General features: G+C 73.4%; 17 protein-coding genes. 8 read left to right on the top strand and 9 right to left on the bottom strand.

What is annotated here, in order from left to right; translation table 11 throughout:
• Nucleotides 1-74: 74 nt before the first annotated feature.
• The 3 genes from ACWIX3_RS04965 to ACWIX3_RS04955 are packed head-to-tail and all read left to right on the top strand — an operon-like array spanning nt 75 to nt 3,693.
• Nucleotides 75-620 (top strand): (2Fe-2S)-binding protein, encoded by a 546-nt coding sequence (locus ACWIX3_RS04965; protein WP_448610970.1) that lies wholly within the window; start codon nt 75-77, stop codon nt 618-620.
• Nucleotides 617-3,031 carry an aerobic carbon-monoxide dehydrogenase large subunit gene (gene cutA, locus ACWIX3_RS04960; protein ID WP_448610969.1) on the top strand — a complete coding sequence of 805 codons (2,415 nt, stop codon included), beginning with the start codon at nt 617-619 and terminating at the stop codon, nt 3,029-3,031. Before ACWIX3_RS04965 ends, cutA begins: the two co-directional genes overlap by 4 nt.
• Nucleotides 3,028-3,693 (top strand): CoxG family protein, encoded by a 666-nt coding sequence (locus ACWIX3_RS04955; RefSeq protein ID WP_448610968.1) that lies wholly within the window; start codon nt 3,028-3,030, stop codon nt 3,691-3,693. The genes cutA and ACWIX3_RS04955 overlap by 4 nt, the downstream gene beginning before the upstream one ends.
• A 69-nt stretch (nt 3,694-3,762) precedes the next feature.
• Here ACWIX3_RS04955 and ACWIX3_RS04950 read toward each other — a convergent pair whose 3' ends face one another.
• The 9 genes from ACWIX3_RS04950 to ACWIX3_RS04910 all read right to left on the bottom strand — a co-directional run bounded on the left by ACWIX3_RS04950 (nt 3,763) and on the right by ACWIX3_RS04910 (nt 11,542).
• The gene (locus tag ACWIX3_RS04950; RefSeq protein ID WP_448610967.1) at nt 3,763-4,569 is read right to left on the bottom strand and encodes a hypothetical protein; all 807 of its coding nucleotides are present in this window, start codon (nt 4,567-4,569) and stop codon (nt 3,763-3,765) included.
• Nucleotides 4,570-5,082: 513 nt separating this feature from the next.
• Nucleotides 5,083-6,024: an oxidoreductase gene (locus tag ACWIX3_RS04945; protein ID WP_448610966.1), complete on the bottom strand. Its 942-nt coding sequence runs from the start codon at nt 6,022-6,024 to the stop codon at nt 5,083-5,085.
• Nucleotides 6,025-6,036: 12 nt separating this feature from the next.
• Nucleotides 6,037-6,423 (bottom strand): type II toxin-antitoxin system VapC family toxin, encoded by a 387-nt coding sequence (locus ACWIX3_RS04940; RefSeq protein WP_448610965.1) that lies wholly within the window; start codon nt 6,421-6,423, stop codon nt 6,037-6,039.
• Nucleotides 6,416-6,634: a type II toxin-antitoxin system CcdA family antitoxin gene (locus tag ACWIX3_RS04935; RefSeq protein WP_448610964.1), complete on the bottom strand. Its 219-nt coding sequence runs from the start codon at nt 6,632-6,634 to the stop codon at nt 6,416-6,418. The genes ACWIX3_RS04940 and ACWIX3_RS04935 overlap by 8 nt, the downstream gene beginning before the upstream one ends.
• Before the next feature lie 31 nt (nt 6,635-6,665).
• Nucleotides 6,666-7,223, bottom strand: coding sequence for a hypothetical protein (locus ACWIX3_RS04930; RefSeq protein WP_448610963.1), 558 nt, complete (start codon nt 7,221-7,223; stop codon nt 6,666-6,668).
• A 19-nt stretch (nt 7,224-7,242) separates the two neighbouring features.
• Nucleotides 7,243-8,376 (bottom strand): serine hydrolase domain-containing protein, encoded by a 1,134-nt coding sequence (locus tag ACWIX3_RS04925; RefSeq protein WP_448610962.1) that lies wholly within the window; start codon nt 8,374-8,376, stop codon nt 7,243-7,245.
• 225 nt (nt 8,377-8,601) lie between these two features.
• Entirely contained in the window at nt 8,602-9,687 is a 1,086-nt protein-coding gene (locus ACWIX3_RS04920; RefSeq protein WP_448610961.1) for an alkene reductase, read from the bottom strand.
• A 169-nt stretch (nt 9,688-9,856) separates the two neighbouring features.
• On the bottom strand, nt 9,857-10,501 hold the full coding sequence (locus tag ACWIX3_RS04915; RefSeq protein WP_448610960.1) for a LuxR C-terminal-related transcriptional regulator: 645 nt from the start codon (nt 10,499-10,501) through the stop codon (nt 9,857-9,859).
• Between the two features lie 312 nt (nt 10,502-10,813).
• A complete protein-coding gene (locus ACWIX3_RS04910; RefSeq protein ID WP_448610959.1) occupies nt 10,814-11,542 on the bottom strand; it encodes a LuxR C-terminal-related transcriptional regulator in 729 nt (242 codons plus the stop codon).
• A gap of 383 nt (nt 11,543-11,925) precedes the next feature.
• On the opposite strand from ACWIX3_RS04910, the gene ACWIX3_RS04905 reads away from it, so the two are divergent.
• The 5 genes from ACWIX3_RS04905 to ACWIX3_RS04885 are packed head-to-tail and all read left to right on the top strand — an operon-like array spanning nt 11,926 to nt 16,267.
• On the top strand, nt 11,926-12,252 hold the full coding sequence (locus tag ACWIX3_RS04905) for a TcmI family type II polyketide cyclase (protein WP_448610958.1): 327 nt from the start codon (nt 11,926-11,928) through the stop codon (nt 12,250-12,252).
• 28 nt (nt 12,253-12,280) lie between these two features.
• A complete protein-coding gene (locus tag ACWIX3_RS04900) occupies nt 12,281-13,996 on the top strand; it encodes an acetyl-CoA carboxylase carboxyltransferase subunit alpha (RefSeq protein ID WP_448610957.1) in 1,716 nt (571 codons plus the stop codon).
• On the top strand, nt 13,993-14,529 hold the full coding sequence (gene accB / locus ACWIX3_RS04895; RefSeq protein ID WP_448610956.1) for an acetyl-CoA carboxylase biotin carboxyl carrier protein: 537 nt from the start codon (nt 13,993-13,995) through the stop codon (nt 14,527-14,529). Before ACWIX3_RS04900 ends, accB begins: the two co-directional genes overlap by 4 nt.
• The gene (locus ACWIX3_RS04890; protein WP_448610955.1) at nt 14,526-16,043 is read left to right on the top strand and encodes an acetyl-CoA carboxylase biotin carboxylase subunit; all 1,518 of its coding nucleotides are present in this window, start codon (nt 14,526-14,528) and stop codon (nt 16,041-16,043) included. Before accB ends, ACWIX3_RS04890 begins: the two co-directional genes overlap by 4 nt.
• The gene (locus ACWIX3_RS04885) at nt 16,007-16,267 is read left to right on the top strand and encodes an acyl carrier protein (RefSeq protein WP_448610954.1); all 261 of its coding nucleotides are present in this window, start codon (nt 16,007-16,009) and stop codon (nt 16,265-16,267) included. Before ACWIX3_RS04890 ends, ACWIX3_RS04885 begins: the two co-directional genes overlap by 37 nt.
• Nucleotides 16,268-16,285 lie beyond the last annotated feature (18 nt).

Raw genomic sequence — 16,285 nt, 5'->3', positions numbered from 1 at the left:
CTCCCGCTTGCGGGGGACAGCGACCGAGGAGCGGAGCGAGTCCGGAACCGAGCCATGTGCACAGGGGGATCCGAGTGACCGTCTCCGTCGACACCGAGCGCACGGTCTGGCTGACCGTGAACGGTGTTCCACGTGAAGCCACCGTGCCGGTGCGGCGGCTCCTGTCCGATGCCCTGCGGCACGACCTCGGGCTGACCGGCACGCACGTCGGCTGCGAGCACGGCGTCTGCGGGGCCTGCACCGTGCTGGTGGACGGCGAACCGGTGCGCTCCTGCCTGCTGCTCGCCGTGCAGGTGGACGGAGCCCAGGTCACGACGGTCGAGGGGCTGGCCCGCGACGACGGGCAGGGCGGGCAGGTTCTGCACCCGGTGCAGGAGGCCTTCCGCGAGTGCCACGCCCTGCAGTGCGGCTTCTGCACGCCGGGCTTCCTGGTGACGATCGCCGCCGGACTGGAGGGGCGCGACACGACCGACGAGATCACCGAGGAGGAGGTCGACGACATGGTCGGCGGCAACCTCTGCCGGTGCACCGGCTACGCGAACATCAAGAAGGCCGTCCGGCACGCGGCCGCCACGATGGCCGTCCCCGCGGGGACCGCCGCGGACGGGGGCTCGCCGTGACCACCAAGCTGTTCGGCGAGCCGGTCCGCCGGCGCGAGGACGCCCGGCTCATCACCGGTCGCGGCCGCTACCTCGACGACATCGGCGCCGGCGCGCTCGCTGCCGCCTTCGTGCGCAGCCCGCACGCGCACGCCCGCATCGTGGACGTCGATGTCGACGCCGCCCTCGACGTCGAGGGCCTGGTCGCCATCTACACCTACGAGGACCTCACCGGCCCGCTGGCCGAGCCGCTGCCGGTGCTCATCCCCCACCCGCAGCTGCACGCGCCGCGCACCGGCTACCCGCTGGCCAACGGCGAGGTGAACCACGTCGGCGAGCCGGTCGTGATGGTGGTGGCCACCGACCGGTACGTCGCCGAGGACGCCGCCGAGCGGATCGCCGTCACCTACGAGGAGCTGCCCGCCGTCGTCGGGGTGGACGCGGCGCGGGCGGCGGCCGCCGCGGTCCACGCGGAGATCCCGGACAACGTCGCGGCGCGGCACCACCAGGAGACCGGGGACGTCGAGCCGGCGCTGGCCGCGTCGCCGCACACGCTGTCCTTCAGCCAGTACGTCGAGCGCAGCGCCTGCATGCCGCTGGAGGGCAAGGGCGTGCACGCGCGGTGGGACGCCGACGACCGCTCGCTGCGGGTGCACACCAGCACGCAGGCCTCGACGTCGGTGCGGGCCGCGATCGCCGCCAAGCTGCAGCTCTCCCTCGACGAGGTGGAGGTCATCGCGCCCGACGTCGGCGGTGGGTTCGGCGTGAAGATCGTGCACCCGTGGCCGGAGGAGCTGCTGGTGCCGATGGCGGCGATCGCGCTGGGCCGGGAGGTGAAGTGGACCGAGGACCGCCGCGAGCACTTCATCTCCAGCGCCCACGAGCGGCAGCAGCGGCAGGAGATCAGCGTCGGGTTCGACGACGACGGCCGGATCACCGCCCTCGACGTCCACATCTGGCACGACAACGGCGCGTACACGCCCTACGGGATCATCGTGCCGATCGTGACCGCGACCCAGCTGGTCGGCCCGTACGTCATCCCCGTGTACCGGGTGGTCGTGAAGAGCGTCTACACGAACACCGTCATCGTGACGCCGTACCGCGGCGCCGGCCGGCCGCAGGGCTGCTTCGCGATGGAGCGGACGATGGACCGCATCGCCGACGCCCTCGGCCTGGACCGGGCCGTCGTCCGCGAGCGCAACCTCATCCGGCCCTCGCAGTTCCCGTACGACCACCACCTGACGTTCCAGGACGGCCGGCCGGTCATCTACGACTCCGGCGACTACCCGGGGCTGCTCGCCAAGCTCAAGGCGCTCGTCGGCTGGGACGGCGTCGACGCGCTGCGGGACGACGCCGAGGCGCGCGGCAAGCTGCTCGGCGTCGGGATGGCGATGTACGTGGAGGGCACCGGCCCCGGCCCGTACGAGGGCGGGCACGTGCAGGTGCTGGGCAGCGGCAAGGTATTGGTGTCGACCGGCCTGACCTCGCAGGGCCAGGGCCACGAGACGGTGTTCGCGCAGATCGTCGCCACCGAGCTCGGGGTGCCGATCGAGGACGTCGAGGTGACCACCGGTGACACCCGCCGCTTCGGCTACGCGGTCGGCACGTTCGCGTCGCGGGCGGCGGTGATGAGCGGCAACGCCATCGCGCTGGCCGCGCGGGGAGTGCGGGAGAAGGCGCTGCGGATCGCCGCCGACGTGCTGGAGGCCGAGCCCTCCGACCTGGACATCGAGGACGGCGTGGTGCAGGTCCGCGGGACGCCGGGCGCCTCGATCCCGCTCCGGACGGTCGCCGTGCTGTCCAACCCGCTGCGCTACGCGTTCGACGAGGCGGCCAAGCAGGCGACGCAGTTCGCCACGCACGACGACACCAAGCCGCCCGTGGCCCGCGGGGACGCGCCCGGGCTGGAGCACCGCGACTACTACTCGCCGATCCGCTCGACGTTCGCGTCGGGCGCCCACGCGGCGATCGTGGAGATCGACCCGCAGACGTGGGAGATCGACGTCGTGGACTACGCGGTGGTGCACGACTGCGGCAACGTGGTGAACCCGATGATCGTCGAGGGCCAGGTGCACGGCGGGGTCGCGCAGGGCGTGGGCGGGGCGCTGTACGAGCGGATGGCCTACGACGCCGACGGGCAGCTGCAGAACGCGTCGTTCATGGACTTCCTGATGCCGTACGCGTCGGAGGTCCCCGACATCGTGATCGACCACCAGCAGACGCCCTCGCCGCTGAACCCGCTGGGCATCAAGGGCGCCGGCGAGGCGGGCGTGATCCCGGGGTCCGCGGCACTGGCGTCGGCCATCGAGGACGCGGTGGGACGGCGGGTCACCTCGATGCCGATCTCCCCCACCGAGCTGTACGACCTGGTGCGGTCCCCGGAGAGCGAACGGACGGCGGCCTCGGTCCGCAGGACGGGAGTGGGTGCGTGAACCTCGACGGTTCGGCGGTGCTGCACGGTTCGCCGGACGACGTGTGGCGGGCACTCACCGACCCCGCGGTGCTGGCGCGGACGATCCCGGGGTGCCTGGCGCTGGAGCGGGTCGGTGAGGACTCGTACCGGATGGACGTCTCCGTGGGCGTCGGTGCGGTGAAGGGGACGTACGCCGGCGAGGTGCACCTGACCGACCAGCAGCCGCCGAGGTCGTACGTGATGCACGCGTCCGGGGCCGGGGCGCCGGGTCAGGTGCGGGCGACGGTGACCATCGAGCTGACGCCGGACGGCGAGGGCACCGTCCTCACCTACTCGGCCGACGCCGTGGTGGGCGGGCCGGTGGCCGGGGTCGGGCAGCGGATGATCACCGGCGTGGCGAAGCGGATGGCCGCGCAGTTCTTCACCGCGGTGGACGCCGAACTGGCCGGCGCCGGCGTGGCTCCTGCGGCACCGGCCGAGCCGCGCCCGTCGGCCGCCGCGGTGAGCACGACGGACGTCGAGGCTCCCGCTGCTCCCCAGCCGCAGGTCTTCACCGGGCGCGCCGGCGTGCCCGCGGCATCGTCCGGCGACCTCCGCACCCTGGCCCTCGGCGCGGTCGGCGGCAGCGCGCTCACCCTGCTCGGCGTCCTCGTCGGCTACCTCCTGGGCCGCCGTCGTTGAGTTGCGATCAACGCTGGAGAGCAGCGACCAGGCCAGCGGCAGCCAGCGAGTCAAGCCTGACCACAGGCCTCATGGGGCCGCTGGACAAGCCTGGACCGGTATCGATTTCTCGCTCTTTCCTCTGCGTGGCGGGGCCACGCCGCGAGGCGACCGCCCTAGGAGGGTCTTACCGAGGAACGTCTGCGCCCAAGGAGTCAAGTACTCGCGCGAGAAGTCTTCAAGCAGTCGAGCATTCTGGACCAGATAGGAAGCCGTGGGACTGTAGACAGACGCAGGGTCCTCGTGCCTGAACCGCAAGATGCGCATGCCCCACCAGCGGTCCAGGGGTTCGACCCTTCTCGGTAGCGCACCGGCCGGCAGATCGTGGTCGATACCCTGGACGCTGTAGAAGGAGAGGGACCTCCGCAGGAACTGCCAATCAGCCGCGTCGACCCAGTCCGGCCGCAGCCGAGGGAAGCCAGGGTCGGTGCTGTTCCTGGCCATGTCTGCGAACTCGTCTGCCTGGAGGAGGTTCGCAGCCAAGTTGTGGGTGACATCGCGTAGCCACTGCCCATAGTCGAGGTGCTTGCGGGAAACCGAGGGGGCGAGGAACTCGATCTTGGAGTTGGCCACTTCGAGACTTCGGAAGTCTTCGGCCAGGAGTGAGCGACTCTGCCGCTCGCCATCTCGGCCAAGAGCACCGAGTTGCACCGCTCGATCGGCCAGCGCAGTGATACTTGCGGACAGCTCGCCGAAAGCCTGGAGCAGAGGCTGCGCAACGGCACCCCGTCGCGTGGCGCGCAAGGCCCTCACCGCCACGGCGACGGCAACGACAGCACCCAAGCCGCCCACAGCGGTGCCAGTCGCTTCAACAAGTGACATCACGTCGTCGCCCATGAACCCGGAACGCAACCCCTGTCGAACGCCACAGCGAGCGGACCGCCCATTCGCGCCCGGCAGCATATCCAGCAATCTGCTGATCAGAGCACCGACGCGCCGCATTCAAGGGCTTGAGATTGCACTGGCGGGCGCAAGGGGAAACCGAGCGAGGGGAGCAGCGCGGGCGACCCTCGCCACCGTCCGAGGCAGCCCGACAGCAGCACCGCCCACTGGTCGCAGCCACACGTCGGCCACCGTCCCCACCGGAGCGAGAGCCAGCACGTGAGGCGGCTCCGAAGACTGCGCCCGCTCGCTGTTCGTCATGCTCGACAGGGTCCGACGCAGGAGGCCGCGCTCGGCTCCGGCGATCATCGCGACAGGGCACGCTCCCCGGCCTTCCTCGAGGCTGGAAGAGCTCCACAGCGACCCGGCCGCCGTGGAGGGACTTCGCGCCATCGTGGTCGGGCCACAGTGGTCACGCATGACTGTCCTTGCGCCCAGCAACATCGCCCGTCGAACAGGAAGCGTCGATCACCGGGCCGACCCGGCGGCTGCGACGTCCAGCGGGATGCCCGTCTCGCGCTCGGAGACCTGCCACAGCGTGTCGATCTGCTCCTGCAGCCCCAACCGGCGCAGGATCGGCCGCCGCACGGCCGGACCGTGAGAGCCGTACCGCGGCGCGTACAGCTCTCCGCCACGGGCCCGCGGGTCGGTCGCGGCCCGGAGCTGCGGCCGGGCGCCCTCGAACGGCGGCATCCCCGACCGCGCGGTCATCACCTCGAAGAACGCCCCGACCCGGCCGGCGCCGCCCTCACGCACGGCCCGCGCCTGCAGGTCGGTGTTCGTCAGCCCCGGGTGCGCCACCAGGCTGATCGCGGCGACACCGGCCGACGTGAACCGCTGCTGCAGGCCCAGGCCGAAGTGCAGGTTGGCCATCTTCGAGCGCGCATAGGACGCCCACGCCCCGTAGCCCTGCTCCAGATGGACATCCGCCGGGTCCAGCCGCCGTGCCCGGTGTCGCGCCGTGCTCGTCACCGTCACGACCCGCGCGGCCGGCGCCCGCAGCAGCGCCGGCAGCAGGTGTGCGGTCAGCGCCCAGTGCCCCAGGTGGTTGACGCCGAACTGCATCTCGAACCCGTCCGCAGTCGTCCGCTGCGGCATCGCCATCACCCCGGCGTTGTTCACCAGCAGGTCCACGCGCTCGTGCCGGTCGAGCACCGACCGCGCAGCCACCGCCACCGCCGGCAGGTCGCCCAGGTTCAGCGGAACGACCTCCAGGGACGCCGACGGGGAGCTCACCCGGATCCGCGCCTCCGCTGCCTCGGTCTTCGCGGCAGCACGCGCGGCGAGGACCACGTGCGCGCCCGCGCCGGCCAGCGCCAGCGCCGTCTGCAGGCCGAGCCCACCGTTCGCGCCGGTCACCACCGCCGTCCGCCCGGTCAGGTCGGGGATGTCGGTCTCGGTCCAGGCCATGCGTCGTCCCCTCTACGCCACCACGACGTCTGCCATGGGCGCATCCCTCAGCCGTCGATCGGTCGTCACCAGCGGTGCGCCTCGAGCAGTCGCCAGCTCCACGTACAACGCATCGGCGAGCCTCAACTGGGAACGGCGGGCCCAGGCGCCGGGCACCAGTTCGTGCACGGGATGGCGCTCGATCGGGGCGTCGACCACGTGACCGAGGAGCCGCGTCACCGTGTCGTCGTCCAGGTCGCCTGCCCGGTTCAGGCGCCCGAGCGCCGACAGCACCTCGGCATCGACGTGCCCGGGCGCGTGCATCGACTGGCCGGCGAGCCGCGCGCGGACGGCGACGCCCAGCGGGTTGCCCAGCAGCAGGTCCACGAACGCCGATGCGTCGACGACCACCTCAGCCATGTCGGGTCGCAGGCTCCTCCCGCGCCGCGTCCACGGCGGCAAGCGCTTCGTCATGCGAGACCTGCGACGGCGCCGGATCGAGCGTGGCCAGCCAGGCATCCGTCGTCCGCGCGGCCAGTTCCCGCCTGATCGCGTCCTGCGTGAGCGACGACAGGTTCAGCTCCGCCGCCCGTGCCGCCGCGGCGAGGTCGTCCGGGAGGTACACGTTCACCCGAGGCATACACACACGGTACACACTTCACCTACCCGGACCGCGCCTCCGCCCGCATGGCGACGGCCGTGAGCAGCTCCCACCGGATGGCCGAGCTGCCCGGCTGGACGGCGAGCCAGTAGAGACCGAAGCGCCGCCGCGCCACCGGGTCGGTGGCGGCGATCCGCGTCTCGCAGCTCAGCCGCGTACCACCGACGGTCCGCGTCAGCCGGAACTCCATGCCGACCTTCACCCAGCCCGGCTTCGACCACTCCCGGACCCCGGCCGCGTCCAGCTCGGGCGGTGGTCCGCCGCCGGTCAGCCGCCAGGGCTGCAGCACGCCCCCGAACAGCACGTGCGAGGGCGGGTCCGAGGCCAGCTCCGGGATCGGCACCACGTCGAGGAAGGTCCGGTCGAGGCCGCCGCGCCGGCGCCCCCGGCCGGCCAGCAGCACCGGCAGCGCGCGCACGGCGCTGAACAGCAGGGTGACCGGCAGCGACGAGAGCCGCAGCCGGTGCAGCTCCTCCCACACCACGGACGGCGGCGCGTCGATCACCCGCGCCTGCCGGGTCACGTGGTCGGCCACCGGGACGACGTCATCGAGGTCCATGCCGCACCTCCCCCAGACCTCAGCCGAGCGCGGCGTACACCGCCCGGATGTAGGCCTCGCTGCGGTCCGACCCCAGGATGCCCGGTGCCATGCGGTTCATCAGGTAGCTGATGGTCAGCCGGCGGTCGAGGTCCATCACGATCATCGACCCGCCCCAGCCGCCCCAGAAGAAGGTCCGCCCCGCGGGCACGTACGGGACGATCGGCGAGCCGAGGCAGTAGCCGATGCCGAAGCGGAACCGCTCCCCCAGGACCAGGTCCACGCGGTCGGATAGCTGCTCGAAGACCAGGTCGATCGTCCCCGGCGACAGCAGCCGCACGCCGTCGGCCTCCCCGCCGAGCGACATCACCCGCATGACCCGCATCAGGCCGCGCGCGTTGGTGTGCCCGTTGAGCGCGCCCAGGTCCGCCCGGCGCCACTCCGGCGAGTTCGCCGCCCTCGCCGAGGCGACCGGTGCGGTGAACGTCTTGACCATCACCGACTCCGGGTCCAGCTCCCGCGGGTCCTCCTCCGGCCGCGGCGGTGGGACGACCGGCGCGATCCGGTGCCAGTCCGACTCGCGCGCGCCGATCTGGAAGTCCGCGCCCAGCGGCCGGGCGATCTCGTCGGCCACGAACTGCTTGAACGACTTGTTCGCGATCCGGCGGATCACCTCGCCGACCAGGTGCCCCTGGTTGTTCGCGTGGTAGCCCGATGCCGTCCCCGGCTGCCACCACGGCGCCTGCCCGGCCAGCCGCTCGGTCGCGCTCTGCCAGTCGTACATGTCCCGGATCGAGAACGGCCGCTCCCAGCCGGAGACGCCCGACGTGTGCGACAGGAGGTGCCGGACCTCGACGTCCTTCTTGCCCTTGGCCGCGAACTCCGGCCAGTAGTCGGCGACCGGCGCGTGGAGGTCCAGCTCCCCGCGCTCGACCAGGAGCAGTGCGGCCAGGGCGAGGACCGTCTTCGTCGTCGACCAGCCGTTGACGACGGTGTCCTCGGTCCACGGCGTCGTCCGCTCCTCGTCGCGGTACCCGCCCCACAGGTCGACGACGGTCTCCCCGTCGAGGTCGACGGCGACCGACGCGCCCAGCTCGTCGGCGTCGAGCGCCCGCTCGAGCGCCTCCCGCACCCCGGAGAAGCGGTCGTCGCAGCTGCCGTGCACCTGGGCCATGGCGCCTCCTCGTCACGACGCGACCCCGGTGTCGCGCCGCGACGAGGAGAACACGCCCCGCTCACGAAGCGGCGACGCCGGCTGCTGCCACGAGAGTTCGCGCGCAGCGTCGACGTCAGGCTCGTCGCCGAGGCGTGGCGACGGCGGTCGGGCACGCCGTCCTGCGGTCCCCGGGGCGGACGGCGGCCGCGGTCAGGGCCGGCTGTCCGGCCGGACGGCGTCCCGTCAGCCGGCGCGCAGCGCCTCGAGGGTCGGGTAGTCGGTGTAGCCCTCCGCGCCGGGCGCGTAGAAGAGGTGCGCCTTCGGCTCGTTCTCCGGGTGCTCGCCCCTCCAGCGCTCGGCCAGGTCGGGGTTGGCGATCACGGCCCGGCCCACGGCCACGGCGTCGGCGTGCGACGCCTCGATGAGGCGCACCGCCTCCTCGCGCGTGGTGACCGTGCCGAAGCCGCTGTTGGCGACCAGCGGCCCGCCGAAGCGCTCGCGCAGCTCCTGCACCAGCTCGCCGGCCGGGTCGGAGTGCAGCACCGACAGGTAGGCCAGGCCCAGCGGGCGCAGCTGGTCGAGCAGCGCCCCGTAGGTTGCGCGGACGTCGTCCCGGTCGGTCTCGTAGGCGTCCTGGATGTCGTGCTCGGGCGAGATCCGCAGGCCGACCTTGCCCGCCCCGACCGCCGCGGCCACCGCCGTCACGACCTGGACGACGAAGCGTGCCCGGTTCTCCGGGGAACCGCCGTACTCGTCGGTGCGCCGGTTGGCCGCCGGCGAGAGGAACTCGTGCAGCAGGTAGCCGTTGGCGCCGTGGATCTCCACGCCGTCCAGGCCGGCGTCGACGGCCCGCTTGGCGGCGGAGACGAAGTCCTGCAGGGTCTGGCGCGCCTCGTCGACGGTCAGCGCGTGCGGCACCGGGTAGGGCTGCTTGCCCTTCTCGGTGTGGCCCTCGCCGTCGATGGCGATCGCGCTCGGGGCCACGACGCGGCGACCGCCGTTGACGTCGGGGTGGGTCACCCGGCCGCCGTGCATGACCTGCATCACGATCTTGCCGCCGCGCGCGTGCACGGCCTCGGCCACGCGGCGCCAGCCCTCGACCTGCTCGTCGGTGACGATGCCGGGCTGGCCGACGAAGGCCTGGCCCTCGTGGTCGGGATAGGTGCCCTCGGTGATGATCAGCCCGAGGCCCGCGCGCTGCCGGTAGTGCTCGACGACGAGGTCTCCGGGGACGCCGGAGGCGCCGGAGCGCATGCGGGTGAGCGGGGCCATGACGATGCGGTTGGCGAGCTCGATGTCGCCCAGGGTCACAGGGGAGAACAGGTCCACGTGTAGGTGGATCGCTGCGACGGGGGCCGCCATTCCGGGCCGCGACCGTCACGCCGCTCACAGTGACGCCCGTCCTGGTCCGGCCCGGCGTCCTCGGGTTCGCCGGGCTTCCTCCCTGTCCCGGGTCCCGCTACGAGCCTGCGAGCAAGGGGAGGCAGGGGGTCCTCGTTCAGGCGGCGGGCGAGCGCTCCCGGGCGACCATGATGGCCAGCTCGGTCCGGGAGCGGATGCCGAGGCGGCGCATCGACGTCGTCAGGTGGCTCTTCACCGTGGCCAGGCTGAGGAACAGCCGGCCGGCGATCTCCTCGTTGCTCAGCCCCTCGGCCACCAGCTCGGCGACCTCGCGCTGCCGGTCGGTCAGCCGGTCGAGCGGCCGCAGAGCCGGGGCCGACGGCGGCTGCGGTCCGGTCGTCAGGTGGCGCACGAGGTGGCTGGTGGCGGCCGGGTCGAGCGCGGCCTCGTGGCGGGCGAGCGCCCGCACGCCGTCGACGAGCCGCTGCGCACCCGAGCGCCGGGGCAGGTAACCACGGACGCCGGCCCGCAGGATCTCGACCAGCTCGTGCTCGGACTCCGTCTCCGGCTCGGCGAGCACGAGGACCGCCGTGTTACGCCGGCACAGGGTGCGCAACAGGGGGAGGGCATCGCCGGCGACCAGACCCTGCCGGACGACGACCACCACGGCCTCCTGGTCCCCGGTCGCCTCGAGGGCCTCGGGGAGGTGGGCGGTCTCGGCGACGACCGCCATGTCCGGCTCGGCCTCGAGGACGACGCGCAGCCCGGTGCGGAACACCTCGCGGTCCTCGCAGAGCAACACGCACACCAGGCTCGTCGGCGGCCGGGTGGTGCGCGGCCGCACGGGCGCGGGTTCGCCGTACCGAGGGGCGGGCACAGCGCCCGCGGGGCGCAGTCGCGGGTCGCCCGCTCGTCCGGGCCCTGAGCCGACCGCATGGTGATCCATGTCGTCCCCCTGTGTCCGACCCGGCGAGGTTCCCGCCTGGCGAGCCGGTATTCCGACACGTGCCCGTCTCCTCCGGACTGGAGTGACTCTAACGTCGAGGTAGCAGGTTCTGTCCAGAGGCTTCACAGGATTTTCACAGGACGCTGCCCGAGGCTCTTCTCACCCCGCTCAGCAACCGGCGGGGAACACCCCCCGCCCGTCGCCGGGCTGGGTGCTCCGGTGCACGTGGATCGCCAGCTGGGTCCGGTCGCGCAGGCCGAGCCGGCGCAGCGCCACCGTGATGTGGCCCTTGACGGTGGCCCGGCTCAGCTGCAGGCGCTCGGCGATCTCCGCGTTGGTCAGGCCCTCGGCCACGAGCTCGGCCACGCCCTGCTGCCGGGCGGTCAGCGGGCCGTGGCTCCTGGTCCCCTCGTCGTCCTCCGACCGCACCACGTCGTCGAGCCGGTGCAGCAGCTCACCGGTCACATCGGCGTCGAGGACGGTCTCTCCGCGGGCCACCGCACGCACGCACTCGATCAGCCGCTGGGAGGTGACGGCCGCGTGCACGTAACCGCGCGCCCCGGCCCGCAGCACCTCGATCAGGTCGCCGGCGGCGCCGGCCTCACCGAGCAGGAGGACGCGCGTCCCGGTCCCGGTCATCTCGCGCACCACGTCCGGGAGGACCGGCCCCTGCCCGTCGACGCCCATCAGGGCGACGTCCGGGCGGGCCGTGCAGGCCAGCGGCAGTGCCTCGCTGACGCATGCCGCCTCCGCGACGACGCAGAGGCCGGGGATGCGGCGGAGCACCGCCCGGAGGCCGTGCCGGAAGACCTCGTGGTCGTCGCAGATCAGCACCCGGACCGGCGTCTCGGTGGCGGACACCCCCGAAGCGGGCAGAGCGTCGTCCGGTTCGGCCACGCGCCCCACCTCCGCTCCCGCCCGGCCCCGTGGGGATACCGCCAGGTCGGTTCCGGAAGTTAGGGCGCTGACAGGCAGGTCGCCACACGTGCGGGCGAGCCGCTCACGTTCCGTCGGCGAGTTCATACCCGGGTAGGGCCCTGCCTCCTCCGGGTGGGGGGTCGTACACCCGGGGGGTGGACGGCGTTCGTCCTGTCGGATGAGCTACCCCGCCGCCCGGACGGCCGCCCTGCTCCTCGGAGTGCGTCCGCCGGGTGCTCCCCACCCTCCCCGGGGTGTGCTCCCGAACTGGACCTGCGGCCGATGTGCGGGCCCGTGCCGCCTCCATAGCGTCGTCGCACACCGAGCCCCTCCCCGGGCCGCAGCGACGCTGGGAGACCCCCGTGCACCAGACGATGATCATCGCGAGGATGGCGCCGGCCGACGCCGACAAGGTGGCCGACGTCTTCGGCCGCTCCGACGCCACCTCGATGCCGCACGACATCGGCGTGCGGAGCCGGTCCCTGTACCAGTTCCACGAGCTCTACGTGCACCTCATCGACTTCGACCGGCCGGCCTCGGAGGCGATGCGCATCGCCCAGTCGTTGCCGGCCTTCCGTGCCGTGAGCGACGAGCTCCGGCCGTTCATCCAGCCCTACGACCCCGGCTGGCGTTCCCCGCAGGACGCGATGGCCCGCCGCTTCTACCACTGGACGTCGGCCGCGGAGTGAGTGCACTCCGAGCGATGTGGAGACCGTCATGACCCGTTCTTCTCCGACCGCGGCTCCGGCGGATGCTCATGCGCCGGAGCACGTGGGGTGGGTCAGCTGCCCCGACTGCGGGTGGCTGCTCTACCGCAAGCGGCTCGACCGCAACCTGCACGTCTGCCCGGAGTGCGACCACCACCTCCGGCTGAGCGCGCGGGCTCGGATCGTCCTGCTCACCGACCCGGGCAGCTTCGCGGAGGTGGCGTTCCAGCCGGGCACGCCCGACCCGCTGTCCTTCACCGACCTGCGCGACTACCCCGACCGGCTGGCCGACGCCGCGCGCCGCTCGGGCGAGTCGGAGGCCGTCGTGGTCGGCGTGGCCCGCATCGGCGGGTGCGAGACGGTCGTCGCGGTCATGGACTTCGCCTTCCTCGGCGGGAGCATGGGCGTCGAGGTCGGCCGCCGGGTGAGCGGCGCCGCCGAGCTGGCCCTCCAGCGGGGCCTGCCCCTGGTCACCGTGTGCGCCAGCGGCGGGGCCCGGATGCAGGAGGGCGTCTTCTCGCTCTTCCAGATGGCCCGCGTCAGCGAGGCGTTCGGCCGGCACCGGGAGGCCGGGCTGCTCTCGGTGTGCGTGCTGACCGACCCGACCTACGGCGGGGTGTCGGCCTCCTTCGCCACCCTCGCGTCGGTCCTGATCGGCGAGCGGGGCGCGCACGTCGGCTTCGCCGGGCCGCGCGTGGTCCAGGAGACGATCCGCGCCGAGCTGCCCGCCGACTTCCAGACCGCCGAGTTCCTCCTCGCGCACGGCCTGGTCGACCGGGTGGAGAACCGGGCCGACCTGCGGCCGCTGCTCGCCCGCCTGCTCGCCCTGCACGGGCCCGGCGTCCCGCCCGCGGAGCGGGAGGACGCCGCCGGGGACGACGGGGTCCTCGCCGCCGACGGCGCGGACGACGACCCGTGGGACGTCGTCCAGCGGGCTCGGGTCGTCGAGCGGCCCACCACCCAGGACTACCTGCACACCGCCTTCGACGACTTCGTCGAGCTGCACGGCGACCGGGCCTTCGCCGACGACCCCGCCGTGGTCGGCGGGATCGCCTCGATCGGCGGCCGCACGGTCGTCGTCATCGGCCAGGAGAAGGGTCACACGGTCCGCGAGCGGGTCGCCCGCAACTTCGGGATGCCGCACCCGGAGGGCTACCGCAAGGCGCAGCGGCTGCTCGACCACGCCGAGGCCTTCGGGCTCCCGGTCGTCACCCTGGTCGACACGCCCGGGGCCCACCCCGGACCGGAGGCCGAGGAGCGCGGCCAGTCGCACGCGATCGCCGAGATCATCATGCGCAGCAGCCGGCTCCGGGTCCCCGTCGTGTCGGTGGTCACCGGGGAGGGCGGCAGCGGCGGGGCACTCGCCCTGTGCACCTCCGACCGGCTGCTGGTCCTGCAGAACGCCTACCTGTCGGTGATCAGCCCCGAGGGGTGCGCCGCCATCCTGTGGCGGACGGCGGTGGCCGCACCGACCGCCGCCCGCGCCATGCGACTGGGCGCCGCCCACCTCCGGGCCTCGGGCATCGCCACCTCGGTGGTGCCCGAGCCCACCGGCGGCGCCCACACCGACCCCGCCGAGGCCGCCCGCCTGCTGCGCCGGGCGCTGATCCGCGAACTGGACGACGTCTGCCGCCTGGACGTGCCGACGCTGCTGGACACCCGCTCCCGGCGGCTCGAGCGCATCGGCGCGGACGACGAGCGTCCCCTGCAGCCGGTGGAGGGATGACCGTGGCAGCCAGCGAGTTCCCCCCGCGGACGATAGCGACGACGCCCGCGCCCGAGCCGAACGACGGAGCCACCGACCTGCGCGACGAGGTCGTGGCACTGGCCCTCACCCTGCCCGGTGAACTGCGCCGGCTCACCGTCCGCAACGGCGACCGCGCCATCGAGGTCGAGTGGGCCGCCGCGGCACCGGCGGCCGGGCCCGCCGCGCCGCCCCCGGTGCAGGGGACCCCCGACGTCCGCCCGGCCGCCACCGCCGACCCGTCGCCGGCCGCACCCGAGGTGGCGGGGACGGTCCGCTCCCCCCTCGTCGGCACCTTCTACACGGCGCCGTCGCCCGGGGCCGACCCCTTCGTCCGCGTCGGCGACGAGGTCGAGCCGGGGCAGACCGTCGGGATCGTCGAGGCGATGAAGCTGATGAACCCGATCGTGGTCGACGAGGCCGGCGTGATCGCCGAGATCCTGGTGGGCGACGCCGAGTCGGTCGAGTACGACCAGGTCCTGATGCGCCTGCGGCCTCCGGGACGGTCCCGGTGATCGGCCGCCTGCTCGTCGCCAACCGCGGCGAGATCGCCGTCCGGGTCGCCCGGGCCTGCCGGGAGCTCGGCATCGAGGTCGTCGCCGTCTACTCGACCTCCGACCGGAACTCCGCCGTCGTGGACCTGGCCGACGAGGCCGTGCACATCGGGCCGGCCGCGCCCCGGCGCAGCTACCTGCACGTGGCCAACATCGTGGAGGCGGCGCTGCGCACCGGCGCCGACGCGATCCACCCCGGCTACGGCTTCCTCTCCGAGGACCCGGACTTCGCCGAGATCTGCGCCGCGGAAGGGCTGACGTTCGTCGGCCCGCCCCCCGCGGTGATGCAGCAGATGGGCAACAAGGCCACCGCGCGCCGGCTCATGGCCGAGGCCGGACTCCCGCTGCTGCCGGGCGTGGTGGAGCCCGTCGGCAGCGTCGACGAGGCGCGCGAGGTCGCCGAGCAGATCGGCTACCCGCTGATCATCAAGGCGACCGCGGGCGGGGGCGGGCGCGGCATGACCGTCGTCCGCGACCCGCGGGACCTGGCCGACGCCTTCACCGCCACCCGGGCCACCGCCCGCGCGGTGTTCCGGGACCCCGCCGTCTACCTCGAGCGCCACCTCGCCCGCGCGCGGCACGTGGAGGTGCAGGTCCTCTGCGACACCCACGGCAACGGCGTCTCCCTCGGCGAGCGGGACTGCTCGCTGCAGCGGCGCCACCAGAAGCTGCTCGAGGAGGGGCCGGCCGGCCACCTCAGCCCCGACCAGCGCGCGGAGCTCGGCCGGCTCGCGGTGCACGGCGCCCTGTCGGTCGGCTACACCGGCGCCGGGACCATGGAGTTCCTGGTCGACGAGTCCGGGTCGGCCTACTTCATGGAGATGAACGCCCGGATCCAGGTCGAGCACCCGGTCACCGAGCTGCTCACCGGCGTGGACCTCGTGCGCGAGCAGATCCTCGTCTCGGCCGGCCGGCGGCTGCAGCTGCGCCAGTCCGACGTCGTCCCCCGCGGGGCGGCCATCGAGTGCCGGATCAACGCCGAGGACCCGGCGCGCGGCTTCGCCCCGGCACCCGGCCGGCTCGACGTCCTGCAGGTGCCCGACGGGCCGTGGACCCGGTTCGACACCGGCTACCGCCAGGGCGACACGGTCAGCCCGGACTACGACTCGCTGCTGGGCAAGCTCGTCGTCTGGGCCCCCGACCGGGAGCAGGCCATCCGCCGGATGGACCGCGCCCTCGCCGAGCTGCGGGTGGAGGGCCCCGGCGTGCACACCACCGTCGCCCTGCACCGGGCCCTGCTGCGGGACCCCGACGTCACCGCCGACCGCCACGACATCCAGTTCCTCGACCGGCAGCTGCCCGACGTGCTGGCCCGCGCGGCCACGCTCGCCGACTCCCCCACCCCCGGGCTCCCCGCCTCCCGCGGCGCCCTCTCCCTCGTCCAGCCGGCCGCAGACGCGCAGCCGGACCCCGCCACCCCACCGGAAGGACCGACACCGTGCCCGACACGACCTTCACTCTCAGCGACCTCATGACCCTGCTCACCGACAAGGCCGGGCTGCCCCCGTCGTCGCACACCACCGACCCCGACGCGCGCTTCTGCGACATCGGCCTGGACTCGCTGGCCTTCCTCAACCTGCAGACCGAGCTGCAGGACCGCTTCGGCACGGAGATGCCCGACGACAGCCCGGACCGCTACACGCTCGGCGAGATCGTCGACACGGTCAACGCGGCCCAGTCCTCGGCCGGCATGGCCTGAAAGAGGACCACCCTTCCC

The sequence above is a fragment of the Geodermatophilus sp. URMC 60 genome, from assembly GCF_053502585.1.
This window is presented reverse-complemented; position numbering and strand designations above follow the sequence as displayed.

Bases quoted from the DNA above. Each gene is read 5' to 3' on its own strand.
- ACWIX3_RS04930 (WP_448610963.1), bottom strand. From the start codon at position 7,223: ATGGACCTCGATGACGTCGTCCCGGTGGCCGACCACGTGACCCGGCAG.
- ACWIX3_RS04900 (WP_448610957.1), top strand. From the start codon at position 12,281: ATGACCCGTTCTTCTCCGACCGCGGCTCCGGCGGATGCTCATGCGCCG.
- ACWIX3_RS04950 (WP_448610967.1), bottom strand. From the start codon at position 4,569: ATGGGCGACGACGTGATGTCACTTGTTGAAGCGACTGGCACCGCTGTG.
- accB (WP_448610956.1), top strand. From the start codon at position 13,993: ATGACCGTGGCAGCCAGCGAGTTCCCCCCGCGGACGATAGCGACGACG.
- ACWIX3_RS04945 (WP_448610966.1), bottom strand. From the start codon at position 6,024: ATGGCCTGGACCGAGACCGACATCCCCGACCTGACCGGGCGGACGGCG.
- ACWIX3_RS04940 (WP_448610965.1), bottom strand. From the start codon at position 6,423: ATGGCTGAGGTGGTCGTCGACGCATCGGCGTTCGTGGACCTGCTGCTG.
- ACWIX3_RS04925 (WP_448610962.1), bottom strand. From the start codon at position 8,376: ATGGCCCAGGTGCACGGCAGCTGCGACGACCGCTTCTCCGGGGTGCGG.